The sequence below is a fragment of the Pseudotabrizicola formosa genome (assembly GCF_002900965.1).
Taxonomy (GTDB): domain Bacteria; phylum Pseudomonadota; class Alphaproteobacteria; order Rhodobacterales; family Rhodobacteraceae; genus Pseudotabrizicola; species Pseudotabrizicola formosa.
In genome coordinates, this window is the sequence record NZ_PJOM01000003.1 from 131,221 (window position 1) to 151,002 (window position 19,782).

The 19,782-nt window shown below is 62.5% G+C and carries 8 protein-coding genes and 1 tRNA gene; 4 read left to right on the forward strand and 5 right to left on the reverse strand.

The annotated features are described in order from the left end of the window. Positions 1-58 precede the first annotated feature (58 nt). The 3 genes from CXR43_RS11865 to CXR43_RS11875 form a co-directional block, all read right to left on the reverse strand. Positions 59-1,267 carry an aminopeptidase P family protein gene (locus CXR43_RS11865; protein ID WP_103334666.1) on the reverse strand — a complete coding sequence of 403 codons (1,209 nt, stop codon included), beginning with the start codon at positions 1,265-1,267 and terminating at the stop codon, positions 59-61. Positions 1,268-1,468: 201 nt separating this feature from the next. After that, positions 1,469-2,311 carry a glutathione-dependent disulfide-bond oxidoreductase gene (yghU, locus tag CXR43_RS11870; RefSeq protein ID WP_103334309.1) on the reverse strand — a complete coding sequence of 281 codons (843 nt, stop codon included), beginning with the start codon at positions 2,309-2,311 and terminating at the stop codon, positions 1,469-1,471. Between the two features lie 103 nt (positions 2,312-2,414). Then, positions 2,415-2,780, reverse strand: a complete 366-nt coding sequence (locus CXR43_RS11875) for a DoxX family protein (protein WP_103334310.1) — start codon at positions 2,778-2,780, stop codon at positions 2,415-2,417. Between the two features lie 104 nt (positions 2,781-2,884). On the opposite strand from CXR43_RS11875, the gene CXR43_RS11880 reads away from it, so the two are divergent. Continuing rightward, positions 2,885-3,871, forward strand: a complete 987-nt coding sequence (locus CXR43_RS11880; protein ID WP_103334311.1) for a P1 family peptidase — start codon at positions 2,885-2,887, stop codon at positions 3,869-3,871. 47 nt (positions 3,872-3,918) lie between these two features. On the opposite strand, the gene CXR43_RS11885 is transcribed toward CXR43_RS11880, so the two are convergent. After that, positions 3,919-5,169, reverse strand: a complete 1,251-nt coding sequence (locus tag CXR43_RS11885) for a lytic murein transglycosylase (protein WP_246831377.1) — start codon at positions 5,167-5,169, stop codon at positions 3,919-3,921. A gap of 207 nt (positions 5,170-5,376) precedes the next feature. Between CXR43_RS11885 and CXR43_RS11890 the strand changes: the two genes are divergently transcribed. Next, positions 5,377-7,422, forward strand: coding sequence for a hydantoinase/oxoprolinase family protein (locus CXR43_RS11890; protein ID WP_103334313.1), 2,046 nt, complete (start codon positions 5,377-5,379; stop codon positions 7,420-7,422). Positions 7,423-7,474: 52 nt separating this feature from the next. After that, positions 7,475-7,551: transfer RNA gene (locus tag CXR43_RS11895), tRNA-Met, on the forward strand. Between the two features lie 267 nt (positions 7,552-7,818). On the opposite strand, the gene CXR43_RS11900 is transcribed toward CXR43_RS11895, so the two are convergent. Continuing rightward, positions 7,819-8,463 carry a PRC-barrel domain-containing protein gene (locus CXR43_RS11900; protein ID WP_103334314.1) on the reverse strand — a complete coding sequence of 215 codons (645 nt, stop codon included), beginning with the start codon at positions 8,461-8,463 and terminating at the stop codon, positions 7,819-7,821. A 726-nt stretch (positions 8,464-9,189) separates the two neighbouring features. Between CXR43_RS11900 and CXR43_RS11905 the strand changes: the two genes are divergently transcribed. Next, positions 9,190-19,674 carry a VCBS domain-containing protein gene (locus tag CXR43_RS11905; protein WP_103334315.1) on the forward strand — a complete coding sequence of 3,495 codons (10,485 nt, stop codon included), beginning with the start codon at positions 9,190-9,192 and terminating at the stop codon, positions 19,672-19,674. Positions 19,675-19,782 lie beyond the last annotated feature (108 nt).

Here is a 19,782-nt window from a genome sequence, read left to right on the forward strand (position 1 = left end):
AGACAGCTAAGACCATTGAATGCAGGTGAAAGGCCGGGGTTTTCCCGGCCTTTTTTTCTTACCCCACGACGTTGAAATCGGGGCCGTAAGGGTATGTCGTGATGTCCTCTGCTCCGTCTTCGGTGATCACAAGGATATCGTGCTCTCGGTACCCTCCCGCGCCCGGTGCACCGTGCGGAATGGTGAGCATCGGTTCCATGCTGATCACCATGCCGGGTTCCAGCACGGTCTCGATATCCTCGCGCAACTCCAGCGCGGCTTCGCGGCCGTAGTAGTGGGACAGGATACCAAAGCTGTGGCCATAGCCAAAGGTACGGTACTGCAGCATGTCGCGCTCGGCCAGGAAGGCGTTGATCTTGGCCGTGATGTCGGCGCAGCTGCTTCCCGCCCGCAGCAGGGTCATGCCATACTCATGGGCGTCGATATTGTGCTGCCAGATCTTGCTGCTGGCCTCATCCACTTCGCCCAAAAACAATGTGCGCTCCAAAGCAGTGTAATAGCCGCTGATCATCGGAAAGCAGTTCAGGCTCAGGATGTCGCCGTGGCGCAGCTTGCGATTCGTGACCGGGTTATGCGCGCCATCGGTGTTCAACCCCGATTGGAACCAGACCCAGGTGTCGCGGTATTCGGCATCGGGAAAGCGCTTTGCAATCTCGCGCTCCATCGCATCTCGCCCGGCAATGCTGATCTCCAGCTCGCTTGCACCGACCTTGATGGCATCGCGGATGGCATAGCCGCCCACATCGGCCACATTGGCCCCGTGTTTGATCAGCGCAATTTCAGCCGGTGATTTCATCATGCGCTGCTGCATCGTGGCGGGCGCGATATCCATGCCGCGCTTGGGTTTCAGAAAGCTGTTCAGCTTTTCTGCCCGGTCCATCGTCAGATGGTCCGCCTCACAACCAATTGCCTTGCCGGTCCCGGTGATCCCGGCCACAACGCGCCAGAAGTTATCGCGCGTCCAGTCGGTATAGGTGATGTTGTCGCCCACCGACCGCCGCCACGGCTGGCCCGCATCAATCCCGGCGCTGACCGTGATGCAATCCGTCTTCGTCACCACGCAGGCATAGGGGCGGCCAAAGCTGCAATAGAGAAAGCCGGAATAATAGGCGACATTGTGCATGCTGGTCAGCACCACGGCGTCAAGGCTGTGCAATTCCATGATGTCGCGCAGACCGGCCAAACGCTCGGCATATTCTTCATCGGCAAAGGGCAGGGCATCCTTGGCCCCGCCATTGTGCAGACGGTAGTGTTCAGGGCGGATCAGTTCCATGTCAGACCTCAATCATGGGGCCGGACAAACGCCCGGAACCCCGAAAGGTCCCGGCGTACAGGACGGAAGCGGCAAAACCGCAAGCGGTGGGGGCAGGCCCCTGTGGCGACGCCATCGCCACGGCTCGGGCACATCATGCCGCGACAGGACTTTGCCCGCAAGGGGATTGGGCGGGGGTCTCCCCGCCCTCTGCCATCACAGTTTATCGAAATCCGCCGCCGAATGGCGCTCGGGCAATTGTTCATGCGGTTCGCCCCAGTCGCGGTTCACCTTGCGGCCGCGCACCACCGCCGGGCGTGCATCGATCTTTTCGGCCCATTTCAGCACGTGCTTGTAGCTCGCCACATCCAGAAATTCGGCCGCGTTATAGGCCCGGCCCAGGACCATCCCGCCGTACCAAGGCCAGATCGCCATATCGGCGATGCTGTACTCATCGCCCGCCACAAATTCATGCTCGGCCAGCTGCCGGTCCAGCACGTCAAGCTGCCGCTTGGTTTCCATCGCATAGCGGTTGATCGGATACTCGTATTTCTCGGGTGCATAGGCGTAGAAATGGCCAAAACCGCCGCCCACAAACGGGGCCGACCCCATCTGCCACATCAGCCAGTTGATCACCTCGGTCCGTGCCGGGCCGGATGCGGGCAGGAATGCGCCGAATTTTTCCGCCAGATGCAACAGGATAGATCCCGATTCAAAGACCCGCACCGGGGCGTCCCCGGAATAATCCATCAAGGCCGGGATCTTGGAATTGGGGTTCGCGCCGACAAAGCCAGACCCGAACTGATCGCCATCGCCGATCTTGATGATCCAGGCGTCATACTCGGCAGCATGTCCCGCTTCCAGCAGCTCTTCGAACATCACCGTGACCTTCACCCCATTGGGTGTAGCCAGCGAATACAGCTGAAACGGATGCGTTCCGCGCGGCAGGTCCTTGTCATGCGTCGCCCCGGCAATAGGGCGGTTGGTGCTGGCAAACTGCCCGCCGTTTTCCTTGTCCCAAGTCCAGACCTTTGGCGGCACATAAGCGGTGTCGGTCATTTGGTATCCCATCCTGATTGGTCGCGCTTCGGATCAAAACCTAGGCCCTCTGCCCGTTTTCGGCAATGGCAGCAGAATGCGGGGCATCTGTGCGCTGATGCAGTCAGTGCCGGATCACAAACCGCCCCGGCCCGGCGGCGGCAAGGATCAGCAGCCCCCCGGCAATAGACCAGTTCTTGACCATGATCGTCACCTGCCAGGGGTCGGCCCGCAGCTGCCAGTGGAAACCGCTGGTCACTAGGCAATAAGCCGCAAGGGCTAGAGCCCAAAGTGCCACGCGCGGGCCCAGCACCAGCCCCACCGATGCGATCAGATTGAATCCTGCCACCGGCCAGACCAGGAGTGCCGGCAGCCCCACCCCCGCCAGCATGGTTTGTACAGGCGCGGGATCCGCCAGTTTTTGCATCGCCCCGCCCGCAAACAACGCCGCGATAAGCAGACGCCCTGCAAGGTTCAACCCGTCCCGCATCAGAGTGCCCCGCCCGCTGCTATTTCACCGCAGCGTATCCTGACACGCAGTGGGCGGCGGCGAAAGGGCTTGCCAAGGAGCTTGTTTTGCTGCCCCCTTGGCGGATGCGTCCCGGTCCACTTAACCTGATCACCGATGTTCCTGGCCTGCTGGTCGGTCAGGCGCAGGACGCGGCGCTGCGCTCGGGTGTGACGGTGTTGACCGCTGATCGCCCTTTCACGGCGGCGGTACATGTGATGGGCGGCGCGCCCGGCACGCGAGAGACCGATCTGCTTGCCCCTGACCGGCTTGTGCAAGAGGTGGACGCCTTGGTGCTGTCCGGCGGTTCGGCTTTCGGCCTCGATGCTTGTTCGGGTGTGGCGGATGCGTTGCGCAATTTGGGGCGCGGCTTTGCCGTGGGCAACCAGCGGGTGCCGATCGTACCGGGAGCAATTCTGTTTGACTTGCTGAACGGCGGCGACAAGGCATGGTCGCACAACCCTTATGCGATCATGGGCCGGGCCGCTTTGCGCTCTGCCTCCCGAGAGTTCCCGCTCGGAACCGCAGGCGCAGGCTATGGGGCCTCCACGCAGAACTGGAAGGGCGGGATTGGATCGGCCTCGGCGATATTGCCCGCCGGTTTGACCGTCGGTGCCCTCGTTGCGGTGAATGCGTTGGGCTCGGTTACTGTGGGTGACAGCCGCCAGTTCTGGGCCGCGCCCTGGGAAGAGGGTACCGAATTCGGGGGTCTTGGCCCTGCGCCGCGCCGGCCCCCGCAAGACGCGCCGGTCCCACGAAAACGCATGGGCGAGTCGACCACGATCGCCATTGTCGCCACCGATGCGGCACTGACGCAGGCTCAGGCACAGCGCATGGCCATTGCGGCGCATGATGGCATGGCCCGCGCGATTGTGCCGTCTCATACCCCGCTGGATGGCGATCTGGTCTTTGCCGCCGCCACCGGTGCGCGCGCCCTGACCGATCCGCTGACCGACACATTCCAGCTTGGCCACGCCGCCGCCACCTGCCTTGCCCGCGCCATCGCCCGCGCCGTGTTCAGCGCCACGCTCCAGCCCGGAGACCTGCAGCCGGCCTGGGCATCGCGCTCCTGACCCGCTGCTTGTGTCACACCTCCGCCGCAGGTGCTGTGCGGCCCGACTCAGCGCAGCCGGTTGAGGACATCCAGACTGGCATAGCCATCCGGCACCAGCCCGTTCGCGCGCTGAAACGCCTTGACCGCTGCGATGGTGTTCGGCCCGATCCGGCCATCAACGCCCATCGGGTCAAATCCGGCCGCCCCTAGCCGCTCCTGCAATTCGATCCGCTCGGCCAGTGACAACGCCCGCAACGTGCGTGGCCAACGGGCTTCAATCGCTGGCCCGCCGCGCAGACGGTCGGCCAGATGGCCAACGGCGATGACATAGGCATCTGCGGTGTTGTAGCGTTCGATGACTTGAAAATTGGAAAAGATCAGAAAAGCCGCCCCCTGTGCCCCGCCTGGGAGCAGCACCGACGCCTGCCCATGGTCCGGCAAGTCCCCCCCTGCCATCGGGACAACACCAAGGGCGGCCCACTCTGCGACCGGTTTTTTCACCCGTTCGGTGGTCTGGTCATAGTCGAACCCGTCGGGCAGACGCACCTCTAGCCCCCAGAGCGCGCCACTGGTCCAGCCCCAGTGACGCAGATAGGCGGCGGCCGAAGCCAATGCGTCACCCGGATCATCCGACCAGACATCGCGCTTGCCGTCACCGTCGAAATCCACCGCATGCGCCCACCAACTGCTAGGCATGAATTGGGTGTGTCCCATCGCCCCCGCCCAGCTGCCGCGCATCGCCTCGACCGACACTTCGCCCGTGCCGATGATTTTCAGCGCTGCAATCAGCTCGGCTTCAAAGAAAGCTGCGCGGCGCGCGTCATAGGCCAGCGTGGCCAAGGCCTGAATCGTCGGGGTGTCGCCCCGAAAGCTGCCATAGGCCGACTCGAGCCCCCAGATTGCGGCGATCACATGCCGGTCCACGCCAGACTGTGCCTCGATCTGTTCCAGCGTCGCCGCATGCTCTGCCAAGGCCCGCTGGCCATGCGCGATGCGGTCATCAGACACGGCGGTGTCAAGATAGTCCCAGATCGTCTTGGTAAATTCGCTCTGGTTGCGGTCGCGCTCGACGATCTTCGGGTCGAAACGCGCCTGTGCCAGGGCACGGTCCAGCACGTCAGGGGCAATCCCGGCCTCAAGCGCGCGGGGCCGAAACGCTGTCAGCCAATCTGCAAATCCCTGGTCAGTGCCGATCGCCTTCATCTGTATCCTTTCAGCCGTTTCGTTGCCTGCGGAGGTGTTGAGTGATTGCGCCGCCACGGGTTGCGTCAGAACCGCAACCATCAAAGCCGCGCCGACCATACCTGCCTGTTTCATGTCTACCCCGTTTTTTCTCAGCGTAACCGCTGCCTGCGCCAAGGGCAAATGACAGGTCTGCGTGTATGCCCCGGGGTCACGGCGAAGCTGGACAGAAAAGCAGTTGCGCCTTCCGTCAGCCATCCGCGACTGCGGATGTCGCATCCGGTGATGATCTTTGCCGCCGCATGCCCTAGCTGAAGGCAAAAGCAGCGGGGACGGCAGGTGATGGGCTATTTTCTGGGGGTGGACACGGGCGGCACCTATACCGACGCGGTGATTGTCGATCAGGACGCTACCCGCGTGATCGCCAAGGCCAAAGCGCTGACCACCCGCAATGATCTGGCCATCGGCATCGGCGGGGCGGTCGATGCCGCCTTGGCGCAAGCCGGGGTTTCCCCGGGTGACATCACTCTGGTGTCCCTGTCCACCACGCTTGCCACCAATGCACTGGTCGAGGGTCAGGGCGGTCGGGTCGCACTGGTGTTCATTGGCTTTGATGCGGGCGATGAGGCGCGTGGCGGGCTGGACGAGGCACTGCGCGGCGATCCGATCCTGCGCCTGACCGGAGGACATGGCCATGCCGGGCAGGAATTGGCCCCGCTTGACCTTGCCGCATTGGAGCAGGCCCTGCAGGCCAGCGGGGATCAGGTCATGGGCTATGCCGTCGCCGCCCGCTTTGCCACCCGCAACCCGGCACATGAAATTGCCGCGCGCGACCTGATCCGCCGCGTTACGGGGCGTCCGGTCACCTGCAGCCATGAGCTGTCGGCCAGCCTGAACGGTCCCAAGCGTGCCTTGACGGCCGTGCTGAATGCCCGGCTGATCGGCATGATCGATCGTCTTGTGGCGGCTTGCGAACGCCACCTTGCCGCCATCGGCATCGACGCGCCCCTGATGGTGGTGCGCGGTGACGGTGCCCTGATCTCTGCGGCGATGGTGCGGGAACGACCGATTGAAACCATCCTCTCGGGCCCTGCTGCCAGCATTGTCGGCGCACGCTGGTTGACCGGGGCAAGCGATGCACTGGTATCGGACATTGGCGGCACCACCACCGATGTGGCCTTGCTGCGCGGTGGCCTGCCCGAGATTGATTCGCAGGGCGCGCGTGTCGGGGGGTTGCGTACCATGGTCGAGGCGGTGGCCATGCGCACCACCGGCCTTGGGGGCGACAGCGAGGTGCACCTGATCACGGAAGGGCTGACCGGCGGCCTGCGTCTTGGCCCGCGCCGGTTGGTGCCGGTCTCGTTGCTGGCGCAGGATCACGGCGCGATGGTCCATGCCGCGCTTGACCGGGCGCTGTCTGCCGACGTGGCGGGGGACTATGATGGCCGCTTCGCGATCCCGATGCAGGGATTATCTGGTGGGCTGAGCCCTCGGGAATCCGCACTCGTTGCCCGTATCGCGGCACCGATGCCTCTGGCTCAGGCGCTCACCTCACGGTTGGAGGCGGCGGCGCTGGACAGGCTGGTTGCGCGCGGGCTGGTGATGATTGCCGGTGTCACGCCCTCGGACGCCAGCCACGCCCTTGGCCGTTTGGACGTCTGGGATGCGCAGGCTTCGGCAAAGGCGCTGCGCTTGCTGGGCCGCCGTCGCACCGGGGCCGGAGAGCGGTTTGCAACCGATCCGCTGGCACTGGCGCAGGCCATCATCGATCAGTTGACCATGCAGACCGCCGACTGCCTGTTGGAGGCAGCCTTTGCCGAAGACCCGACCTTTGCCGGGGACGCGCCCGAAATTCTTGCGCGCCATACGCTGACCCGCGCCGGCCTTCGCGGCCATCACGGCGTCATGCAGATCACTGCCCGACTGGCGGTGCCGGTGATAGGCTTGGGGGCCTCGGCCCCCGCCTATTACGGTGCCGTGGGCGAGCGTCTGGGGTGTGAGATGATCCTGCCCGAGCATGCCGGGGTGGCCAATGCAATCGGCGCGGTCGTGGGTCAGATCAGCCAGCGTGCCACCGGGAGCGTCACCAGCCCATCTGAGAGCCGCTTTGCCGTACATTTGCCGGGCGGGCTTGAGAGCTTTACTGACCGCGATGACGCCCTTGCCGCGCTGCATGCCGCCTTGACCGCTGATGCCTCGGCGCGCGCTTTGCGTGCCGGTGCCGTGGATCTGCACCTGACCAGCACGCGCCAGATCCGCGAGGCTGAGGTTGAAGGTCGCAGCATGTTCATCGAAGCGATCCTGAGCGTCACGGCCTCGGGTCGTCCGCGCGTGGCGCACGCGCAGGGCAGCCTTGCCAAGGAAGATGCGGCCTCGGCTGGCCTGTGATGACGAATAGGCCTTGACGCGCGAAGGCGGGCGCAATACGACGCCCGCCAATGGCTAGGTAGCTCAGCTGGTTAGAGCACGTGACTCATAATCACGGGGTCGGGGGTTCGAGTCCCCCCCTCGCCACCACTTTTCTGAAATTTGATTGCGAAGCACTGAAGGTGCATGGCCTGTGTTGCGGCCCCTCCGTTTGCTACGGGCGGAGATTTTGCTACGGGCGGAGATTTTGCTACGGGTGGAGATCAAGCCGTGAGCTGATTTTGCTCGTTGAACCTGAAGCTGCTGTTGCGGTCTCGCCGTCATGCAGGAACAGATCTTGGATCGTCTTCAGAGCTGGCAAGACCCTTGTGGGGCATCACGCGGAGATAGACGTCACCATCTCCGCGTGATGGCCAGTTATGGGGCGACCGTTCCCTCTAGGCCAGTCTGGCCTGTTGCCCGGTCGGCCGCGAAATTCGGGGCATTGGCCAGCGTGTCCGATGGCGTTGTCACGACCACGTAAATGCGGTTCGGATCTTCAGAGTCTGTCGAATAGGAGACTTGGTCCATGGTCAAGGCCACCCTCTGATCGCCGCTTCCCACAAATCCGCCGACATTGACGACAAGCGCAACGACCCGTCCATCGTTTGACAGAACGATATCTTCGACCTGCCCGATGTTGTCCAATCCTTCCAGATCGGCCTCGCTCATCAAAGCCAGGTTGTTCGTGCCATCGGAATTGCGCGCCGCATAAGCCTCGGGGATATGGCCACCTTCGGGTTGTGCGGTGGTCTGATTGGTATCTCCTTGACCTGCGCCAAGTGCGGTGGCGGCATCTGCGCCGCTGTCCGCGGCCGGCGTAGCAGGGGGCCGCGCGTAGACGTTCTGACCCAGAAGCTCAGAGGCAACCAGATCCTGCGGAGCGCGCCCCGCCATGAATCTGTCTGCCGGGGCGTCATTAGGTAAGATCTCCGCACCCGTGGTCGCATTGGTCTGCGCAAAAACTCCGGTCGACAGAGCGAAGGTTGTCACAAGCGCAGTTGATGCAAAAAGCAGTTTCATGTCTTTGTCCTCCTTGTGCAAATGGCACGCCGACCATCGGCGGCTTGATGCATGGTCACAAAGTCAACCGTCGCATGGGCGGTTGGTTCCGCTTCCTGGCCTTGCTGCGCGCTCATGTGCAGCACTGTTCTGTTGATTTGAGCGGGTCAAAGGGCCTCGCAGAGGCCCAGGTTTCCCGACGCTCGAGGCTGTGGATGCTGCATCAACGACCTTGCGGTCCGATGCGGCTCCTTCGCGATAAATGAGACAGTGTTGCCTGTCTGCACGCGCAAGGGCCGGTGGACCTGAGCCTTCACTCCAGCGGCGGGGCCACCTGATAAATGCGAAAACAAGAGGGGTGTTGCCGGTATAACTGCTGTCAGATCTGGTCTGAACGCCATGTCAATGGGGACCCTGAGTTAGGGCGCTTTTGCAAAAGGCAAAAGAAAAAATGGGGATGTCACACTCAACGCTTGAAATTTTTACCATTTTGCGCAATCCGTTACCGGAAAAGTTAAATTGTAATGTTTCGGCGGGCTACAGTCGCCGCCGGATGGTTTGCGTAACAAGTGTAAGACTCAGTTGCCTTTGATCGGGCTTTTGCGGAGATCTGCACGGCTCTGCAGCACAGGAAAACTGCCCGCCAGCGCCATGGGGTGATCTCGCCCAGTTTGGGGCGAGCTTCAGCATGTTTGCGAATTTTAACGATGATGACGTGTCAACGTCACGAATGAGCAGGACCAGACAATGAACCCCACGATCACCCTGAAAGCCACCGGTGACGCTTCCCGTTATGAGGAGGCACTGCAGGTTGTTCTTGACCGTCCCAGCGTGGTCACGCTGCAGCTTGATCCGGCGCAGGTGCAGGCGTTCAGGCGGTCGGGCAGCGATCTGGTTCTGATACTGAAGGATGGCACGACCTTTACCATCAAAGATTTCTACGTTGTCGATGCCGAAGGTGAGCGCAACGATCTTGTGCTGGTTGACGGCGATGGCGTCGTCTGGTGGGCACAGTACAGCGGCCCTGATGCCATGTTCGAGCTTGCCGAAATCGAGCGCGGGGTCGCCCCGATTGCCTCGGGCTTTTTTGGCGGTGGCCCGTTGCTTGCTGCACTTGCGGGCGGCGCTGCGGTGCTTGGTGGCCTTGGGGGGGACTCTCGCCCCGCCCTGGAGCCTGACAGCGCCGAAGTGCAAGAGGCCGGTGTGGAACCAGGCGGCAATGATGCCTTTGCGGGTGTTGCTTCGGCCGTCGGCGATGTGTTGGCGAATGATCGCGGCAATGGCACCACATTGGAAATCACGGGCGTAGCATTGGACGGTGCAGTTGCCGCGCCTGGCACCGCGCTGGCCGGAACTTACGGGTCGCTGGTGTTGCAGGCTGACGGCACCTGGGCCTATACGCTCGACAATGCGCTGGCTGCCACTCAGGCGCTTGCGGTGGGGCAGCAGGGGACCGAGGTCTTTACCTACACGGTGTCGGATGGTCGCGGCGGTACGATCAGCTCGACTTTGACGATCGTGGTGACAGGTACCAATGACCTGCCAGTGGTTGAGACGTCTCTCAGTGACCTGTCCGGCGCTGTGACCGAAGCCGGAGGGCTGAACAACGGCACACCCGGCGTGCCGGAGGTTGCCGGCCAGCTGGTTTCCACCGATCCCGACACAGGCGCGACGGCCGTCTGGACCATCGAGGGTGAAAGCGATGCGCGCTATGGCAGCTTTACACTGACCCCGGAAGGTGAGTGGCGTTTTGTATTGGACAATGATTTGTCCGCGACCCAATCGCTGGCAGAGGGCGAAGAGGTGACACTGACCTACCCGGTGCGGGTCACGGATGAACATGGTGCATACACCTCGGTTGTCGTGACAATCACAGTGACCGGGGCTGCCGATACCGTGGTGATTGTCGGGGCAACGACGGGCACGGTGAGCGAGGCCGGGGGCGTGGACAACGCAAGCCCCGGTACAGCGACAGCGGCCGGTCAGCTGGTCGTGGACGATCCGGATGACGGCACGACGGCCTTCGAGATGCCGACCAATCTGGAGGGCACCTTCGGCACCTTCAGCTTTGACCCCATGACCGGGAACTGGGGGTATACCCTCGACAACAGCCGGGCCGCCACACAGGCGCTGGTGGAGGGGCAGATCGCGACGGATGTTCTGACTGTTGAAAGTCTCGACGGCGCGGCCACCCAGCAGATCACCGTCACGGTGACCGGCACCAATGACGTGCCGGTTGTAAGCGATGGCAGCGGATCTGTGACAGAAGATGTCGCTGTTGCCGGAGGCGACCTGGTCACAGGCGGAACGCTGACAATCACTGATGCGGATGCCGGCGAGTCCCTGTTTGACCCGGCGAGCCTGACGTTCACGGGCGGCAGCCATGGCGGCGCGGCCCTTGGCGTGGTTGTGGTTGATGCCAACGGGCTGTGGACCTACCGGGTGGACAACAGTCTGGCTGAGGTGCAGACGCTGAACAGTGGTGAGTCGTTGACCGAAACCTGGACCGTGGCTTCGGCTGACGGAACCGCGACCTCGACCATCACCGTGACCATCAACGGCACCAATGACGTGCCCGTGGTGTCCAACGGCACCGGGTCGGTGACCGAAGATGTTGCTGTCGCAGACGGCGATCTGGTGGCCAGCGGCACACTGACCATCACCGACACGGATGACGGGCAATCCACCTTTGATCCGGACAGCGTTACATTCGACGGTGTCGGAACGCCGCTGGGTACTATTGTGGTTGATGCCAACGGGGTCTGGAGCTACCGGGTGGACAACAGTTTGCCCGAGGTGCAGTCGCTGGGCGCTGGTCAGTCGCGGACCGAGACCTGGACCGTCCTTTCGGCGGACGGCTCGGCGACATCGACCATCACTGTCACCGTCAATGGCACCAATGACCAACCCCAGCCCCAACCGGACAGGGCCCTGATCTCGACCGGTCAGACTGCCGTGACCAATGTCGTTTCCAATGACAGCGACATCGATGCAGGCCAGACCGCGCTGTTGCAGGTTACTACGGTTGATGGTCAACCGATCGCCCCCGGCGGCAGCATCACGTTGAGCGATGGGCGCGGTACGGTCAGCCTGGACGGTCGAGGCGGCCTGAGCTTCACCCCGGGCTCGGGCGTCCTGGGTGAGATTGTTCTGCCCTATGTGATCACCGACGGCAGCGGCACTGGCACGGCGACTGCGACTGCAGACTGGGTGATCAATGTCGTCGGCGTTGATATTCTGGATGATGCCAGCCCGGACAATGCGACGGTTGGTGACAATGTGTTGGCTCAGATCGACGATCTGACCCAGGTGGTCATCAATGGTCAGGCCCCGCTGGGGGGCGGCGTGACGGGGCTGATCATCAGTGGCACCAGTGGTGAGCCCGTCGTGGTGCCGCCGGGATCGGTGACGACCGGACCTGATGGAGAATTTACGCTCACGGCGGATCTGACGGGGCTGCCCGACGGCTTGCTCACGGTGACGATGACGGCAGAGGACGGCGCCGGCAACGTCGTCACGACGACGGATACCATCCTGAAGGATACGGTGACCACGGTTGAAATTGACCCGATGCTGGTGGTGAATGGCGAAGTGCCGACCATCACGGGCACTGCCGAGGTCGGCGCGACGCTGACCGTGACCATCGGGTCGAACGACCCGGTTACGCTTGTCGTCGGGCCGACAGGGCTTTGGAGCGTGACACCCGCAACCCCTCTGCCAGAGGGTGATGTGACCGTCAGCGTGTCTGCCGAAGATCCTTATGGCAACACCGACTCAGCTCTGCGCACTCTGTCCGGCCTTGAGCTTGCAGACAATGAGCCGATTGAGCCGGAACATGTGACGGTCTTTGAATCCGGCCTGTCCGGCGGGTCCGCCCCCGGAACGCAGCCAACGGTGGCAAACTCTGCCTTCACCCTTGAGGCCAACCTTTCCGGGCTGGATAGAATTGTGATCGGCGGGGCAGTGACGGGTGGCACCATCACGGGCGGCACATCGATTCTGGCGGCAGACCTGCTTGCAGCCTCTTCCGGCGCGCCTGTTATGGCACCGACTGCTTACGGTACGATGGTCATCACCGGGTACAACCCGGTAACCGGCGTGGTCAGTTACAGCTATACCCTGACGGCCGCCCAGAGCCACGCGAGCGCCGACGGGAACAATCTGTTGCGTGAAAGCATCCAGATTGCCGTAATCGAAACCGATGGCGACACACGGATTGATACCCTGGTCGCTGCCGTGGTCGATGATGTGCCGCTGACACCGCCCGCACCGTCTGACCTGATCCTGGCCGAAAGTGCCAGCGTCAACCGTCCTGCCGCGACCGGGCTGCTGGCCGATGCCTTTTTGGGCGCCGACGGCGGTCAGGTGCATCAGATCATCTACACTGACCGTGCCGGGGTGACACAGACCTCGACGCTGACAACGGGCGGCACCGTGACGGTGGAGACCCAGAGTGGCACCCTGCAGGTCTTTGCCGATGGCGCATGGACCTATGCCGCCTTGGCAACGGTCAGCCATGTGCAACCTGATAACGACACTGAACTGCAGGACAACTTCAGCTTTACCGTCATCGACCGTGATGGTGACATCTCTGCCCAAGTCGAACAGCAGATCATCGTGACCGATACCGTACCAGCGATCGGAACCCCTGCGCCCGCCACGGTCGACGAAGCAAACCTGCCGCTGGGAAGCGGGCCCAATCCGGGCGCGCTGACCGTCAGCGGCAGTCTGAATCTGACCCCCGGCGCAGACAGCTTTGACACAAGCCTGTCCGATGCGATCGGTTTGCCGGATGGGGTGACCGAGCTGACATCGGGTGGCCTTCCGGTCAGCACCAGCTGGAACGCAGCAACTCGGACCCTCACGGGGACTGTCAGCGACGGCAGCAGCACCGAAACGGTCTTTACCCTCGCCTTGACCAATGCCACGGAAGCAAACGCGGGCTATGTGTTTACCCTTGCGCGCCCGATTGACCATTCCGGCACGGGCGAGATGGTGCTGAACTTCGGCGTCACGGTCACCGACAGCGATGGCGACAGTGATACGGACAGTATTCTGATCACCGTGCAGGACGATGTGCCGACCGCCAGCTTTGCCCGGACAATTCCCGAGGATGGCAGTACCACCTTCAACACCTCTGCTGATGCGACGCCTGACAATACAACCATCGCCGAAGCAACGTCGACGCTGCCCAACCCTGCGGGGGGCATGGACTATATCATCCCGCATGGCGTGGTGACGGTGAACGTCGATGGCACCATCACCTACACACCGGCGGCCAATTTCAGCGGCACGGATACCTTTACCTATACCACCAACGATGGTGGGACGGCTTCCACCACCACGGTCACCATGACCGTAACCCCGGTCGCCGACGCGCCCGGTTTCACCCGGGATGCTGATCGCGTCGCAACGCTTGAAGATACCGCTGTGGCATTGGGGCTGAACGTTCCGGCGATTGTCGATCTTGCCACCAGCCCGGGCAACAACGCAGCGTCAGAGCGTCTTGGCGTGATCACCCTGACCGGCATTCCGGCAGGAACGGTCGTGTCCATTCCGGGCGGGGACCCTGCCACCTATACCGTCGTGTCGGGAACCCCGGTGACGATTCTGCTGACCGACCAGCCCAGTGTCAGCTGGGCCACCGGCATCTTGTCGATGACGGCAGCGCAGTTTGAAACCCTAACGTTGACTCCGCCGCCACACAGTTCGGCAAACTTTACCGTGAACGCCTCCGTCACCAGCTACGAAGTCGATGCTGACGGTGCGCAACTGTCCGGCGTGGCCGGCGCGACGACAAGCACGTCGGTCCAGGTGGTGGTGCAGGCAGTCACAGATGACGTCCAGCTGTCCTACAATGCCACGGGGGCGTTGATCGACACTCAGGAACGCCCTGTTTCCATCGTTTATGACGCGACCGGCGGCGTGGGCGGACGCCCTCTGGCAAGTGCGACGCTGAGCGAAGACGGGCGTTTCAACCTGTCAAGCCTGCTGTCTGCAAGCTTCCTCGACACTGATGGCAGCGAGGTGCGCAGCCTCCTCATCACCAATTCCGGCCCGCAGTCGATTGTTGTCGGCAACACCGAAGTCGGGCCTGGGACCTCGCTCCTCATTCCGGCACCGGGACTTTCCACGTCGGTCAGCGGATTTCCCGAAATCCTGATCGGTGGAACCGCGCATTTCAGTGGTGACCTGACAGGAATTTCGGTCACGATGATCGCGCAGGACTGGGACGCCGACGGATATCTGAACAGCGGATTGCTTGTGCCCGGAAATGCTTTGGGTGTGTCGGAAGCCGATACCACCAACAACTCGGTCTACCTCGATCTCTATGTCCTGCCGGTTGCCAATGATGTCGCGGTAGCCAATGTCACCACTGCCGAAGACACTTCGGTCAACTTCCTGGCCGGGGTCACCTTGGTCGACACCAGCACCGGAAGCGGCGGACAGGAGGTGATCACAGAGGTCAGGTTCCTGGTGCCCGATATGTGGACCGTGACCGCACCTGCCGCCGACGCCTCGGTTTTCGTCACCTCTGTGGATGGGGCTACCGGTGCATATGTCATCACATTCACTAGCGGCACGCAGGCCGAGCGCGAGGCCGTGCTGGATGGTTTCACCATTCTGCCACCCGCCCACAGCAGCGCTGACAGCACCTTGAACCTGACGATCACCACCCAGGACACGGCAACGGTCGCGGGTGTCACGGAAGTTGCCACCAGCACGGCAGACTATCCGCTGACGATCACGGTCACCCCGGTAGCAGAACAGATCGGCGCTGACAGTGACGGCAATGCTCAGCCGGATCTGACCATGATGCCGAGCCACGCCTATGTGACGCCCGGCGCGGAAGATTCCTGGTTCACGCTCGGGACGGAAGGCCTCTTCCGCATGACCGACGGCTGGGCAAATGAAGATGCAGATGGCTCAGAGGCCACCTGTGCCCGGCTGACTCCCCAACTGATCAGCGGCGATGGAAGCGACGCCAGTGCCATCGGCTCTCGGTTCCAATGGGTTGACGGCGGTGTGACGCAGACGGTCACGTTTACTGGCACGGCGATCGACGTACCTGTCGGGGCATTGGACACATTGCGTTTCATGGCAGCGCCCGATTTTTCGGGCGAGTTCCGCATCAACGTGCAGGCCTACACGGTGGATACCGATCCGGACAGCGGGGCCGAAGTGTCAGCGGTCGGTGGCAGTGCGGTGCTGAGCAACCTGTTGATCCTGCCGGTTGCCGATGATGTCACCCTGACGATCAACGCGCGTGTTTTCGGCACCGAGGATACATCAATTCCGCTGTCGATCCGCCCGTCCAGCACGGACCCATCCGAGCTCTTTACGGTCACCATCGACCGCATCCCGGCGGGAGCGGTTTTGACATATAATGGTGTCCCTCAGACCATCGTTCCAGATCCGGATCTTGCCGGCTTCGGTCGCGTCGTGATCGAGGCGTTCGACTCCAACCTGCCGACCAGCATCACGCCGCCCTTGAACAGCAACCTTGATTTCTCGTTGCGCGTTTCTGCGGAGTCTGTCGACACCACCCTGATCAATGGAGTCAGCTATTCCAGTACCTCCGAAACCAAGAGTCTGACACTGGATGTTTCGGTCAAAGGCGCGGCGGATCCGGTCAGCATCACGCCCTTTGCGGCAACCTATGACGAAGCTGCGCTGGACGCAGGCTCCAGATCGGTGCTGCTGTCCGATCTGTTCAGCGTCACCATGCTGGATGCCGACGGTTCGGAAACGCTCACCATGCGTGTCACCGGATTGCCGGAGGGCTTTGCCTTGGCAGGTGGCACGCTGCTCAACCCGCTGGAGACCGGTGATGCGCGCGTCTGGGTGATGAATGCGGCCCAGATGAGCATCGCCAGTGTGACCGTGCCGCCAAACTATAGTGGCACGACGACATTCAACGTCGTGCCTGTGACGACCGAGAATGACGGCAATTCCCTGACCGGGGCTGCCCAGCCTGTCAGCTTCAGTGTAACGCCGTCACCAGAGGCGACGGTGGCGATCACAACGGTTGTCGTCGAGGACGTGTTGACCTCCCTGGGGTTTGGCATTGTGCATCAAGGCAACGGTGGTGCGCTGGATACCGACGAGACTGTGGCCGCGGTGCGGATCTCTGTTTCAGATACGGTGGCAGAGGGCTACAGCCTGTACCTCGGCGACCCGGCCCAACTGTTGTCGGAATTCGGTTTGACCATCGTCACTGAAGGCGGGGTGGATTATTACGCCCTAAGCCCGGCGGAGGCGGCGACATTGATGGTGCAGGCGGCTCCGCATCGGGATGGACCGCTTGGGACACTGCCGATCCAGTATCAGATCACCGATCCGGGCGATGGCAGCGTGGCCCCTGTGACGAGTGAGTGGCAGGTGCGTGACTTTGCGCTGACGGCAACTCCGGTGACAGATCAGCCCAATCTGGCGCTGGATGGCGCGACGGGTACGTCCGAAGGGTTCGATTTCACTCTGGATGCGGTCACCGTCGCAGGCCCGGGTCTGGTGACGCTTACGACCACCCTGTCGTCACCCGATGCGGATGGAAGCGAAAAGGCCATCCGCGTGATCGTAGAAGGTGTGCCATCGGGCGTGTCGCTTGTCGATGGCGCGGCCATTGGTCCGAACACCTGGCTGATTGTGCTGGAAGGTACCGCAGCTTTGCCCATCACCGGCGCGGGCGGGATTTCGCTGCCGCTGACCTTTGAGATCGGACAAAATGCGGGCAACCTTACCGCGGTGCCGATTACGATTACTGTGCAGGTGCAGGACCGTGGTGATGAGCCAGCGGCGGCCACTGCCGTGCGGTCAGACAGTGTAACCTGGCAGTTGACCTCGACCTTTGCCGGGACCGGTGATGCCGACCCGGCCGTCATCGACCTGTGGGCGTTCAGGGACCCTGCGGCGCAGGAAGACAGCGGCTTTCTGCTGGCCGATATGGTGACCGCGCAGGTGACTGCGCAAACCAGCCAACCGAACATTCTGACGGTGATGATCACTGATCTGCCGGCGGGAACGGGTATCAGCGGCATGGTCCGTACCGTGATCAATGGCGTGGAAAGCTGGACGGCATCGGTCACGACGGCGCCTGGCGATACGCCAGAACAGGTTCAGGCGAAACTTGTGACATTGCTGGAATCGATCAGCATCACACCGCCTGCAAACAGCAACGTCAACAACACTGCCGGTTTCACCTTTGATGTGCGGCTGACGACAGCCGTACAGGGGGGCAATGTCTACGAGTCTGCCGAAATAGCGAACCCGCCGATCGCGGTGGAGCCGGTCACCGATCCGGCCCCGATCGCAATTGTGCTGGGTGCAGCGGACAGTGATGGCCGTCTGACCGAATCCGACACAATGGTACCTTTCACCATCACGGTGGGCACCGGGGCGGATGGCGCTTGGGCCAGCACCGTGGACGGGCAGCTGTACCTGACGATAGATGCCTCGCCGCTTGATATGGCCGGGGGGACGCTGACCGGGCCGGATGGCACCTATTTGCTCCAAAGCGTGACCGGCGTGGCCGGTGTGCCGAACGGCCTGTATTATGTGGTTCCGGGCGTCACGATCGGTGCACCGATTGACCTGACCTATACCCCGCCTGGCGCTCTGATCGAGGGGTCGCTCAGTGTGAACGCATGGGTCCAGAACCTGGAGACGGGGGCTGCCGCCCCCGTGACCTCGACCGGCAGCGTGGTTTTGCCGGTGCAGATCAGCAATGATGGTGTGGTGGTCAACAGCCCCGCCGTTACCGGGCAGGAAGCCCCGGATGCCACCAATGCTTCTCTGGTGCAGCTGACCGGATTGTCGGTCGCGCTTGTTGATGCCGACGGGTCAGAAACCATCCGTTCGATCCTGTTGTCGGACCTGCCGGAAGGGTTCATCGTCTTTACCGGAACCAGCCCGACAGACGCCAGCCTTGCATCACTGGCCAGCAATGCGGGCGGCACCGGTGGGACCAACACCTGGGTTCTGGCAGCGGATGGTGCGCCCCTTCCTGCCTATGTCGCGATCCTGCCCCCGGTGAACTGGAGCGGCACCCTGCCGGGCGGCGATGGGGCAGGCAACGGATTGACCCTGATTGTCACGTCAGGCGAGACAGCTTTGCCGACGCCGCAGGTTCAGGCCATTCCTTTGGGTTCGGTGACCATCACTCCCGTGGCCAATGGTCTGACACTGGATACGACGAATGCGTTCGGAACCGAGGGCACCATCATATCGCTGAACCTCAACGCGTCGATGGTGGATGCTCAGGATGTGTCGGTCGCCGGTGCGCCCGATGCATCGCAGGAGACGGTGACGCTGGAAATCGCGGGCCTTGGTCAATATGCGGCCTTCTACAACGGCAGCACCCTGCGCACCAACGGTGTCAGCTATGATGGGGACAGTGATACCTACACCCTGACCGGATTGTCTCAGGCGGAGTTGGACAATCTGGGCTTTGTGCAGGCCATTGCCGCGATCACTGATGGACCTGTCCAGGTCCGAGCCTGGACGGTGGACGGCAGCGATGTTTCTGCTCCGGTCGATGGGGTGCTGGTGCTCAATCTGACGGCGCAACTGGGGACGACGGGGGCAAACCGGCTGATCTGGACCGGAGAGCTTATCAATGCCGGGGCGGGGGAGGATACGATCCACATCCGTTACGGCGAAAACCTGACCGGAGCCGCCCTGGCCTCCAATCTGCGCAACATCGAAGTTCTGGACCTGTTGGTTGCAGGAAGCAACAGCATTGCCGACCTGACCCCAGATCAGGTCAAGCAGATGATCGGCACCGGCTCCAGCTTGATCATCCGGGGCACCGACGAAGATCTGGTCACCCTTTCGGGCGATTGGACCAATATCGGTGGTGGTGCCTACACCGGGCTGCTTGCAGGTGGTTCGACGGTCACATTGACGCTCGAGGGCGGCGTTGTATCAGAAACCTCGCCCATGATGGTGGCCGGGATGATGTCCTTCGCGGCATTTGATGATGCATCAGACAGCTTTGGCCTTGCTTCGCTGGACGACCAGCCCGAGGCAGACGCCGAACCTGCGGCAACCCAAGACCCCGTGACCGAAGCCGAGCTGTTCACCACCACCACGACCGATCTGGCGATGCTGCTGCCCGAGGAGGAGGAAGCCGGACCATCGGGTGGATTGGCCGATGACGGCGGGTGGGAGTCGACAACGTCCGGGACCTTGCTGAGCCAGACGCTGGAAGACGACCTGTTGCAACACGCCTGACGCAACGCCTGAGCGCTGCCCCTGTCTGGGGGCAGCGGCTTGGTAGAGGGGAATGGGTGTGCCGCTCCCGACCAGATTGGAATGGTCCCGGTGCCGGTTGTTTTCCGG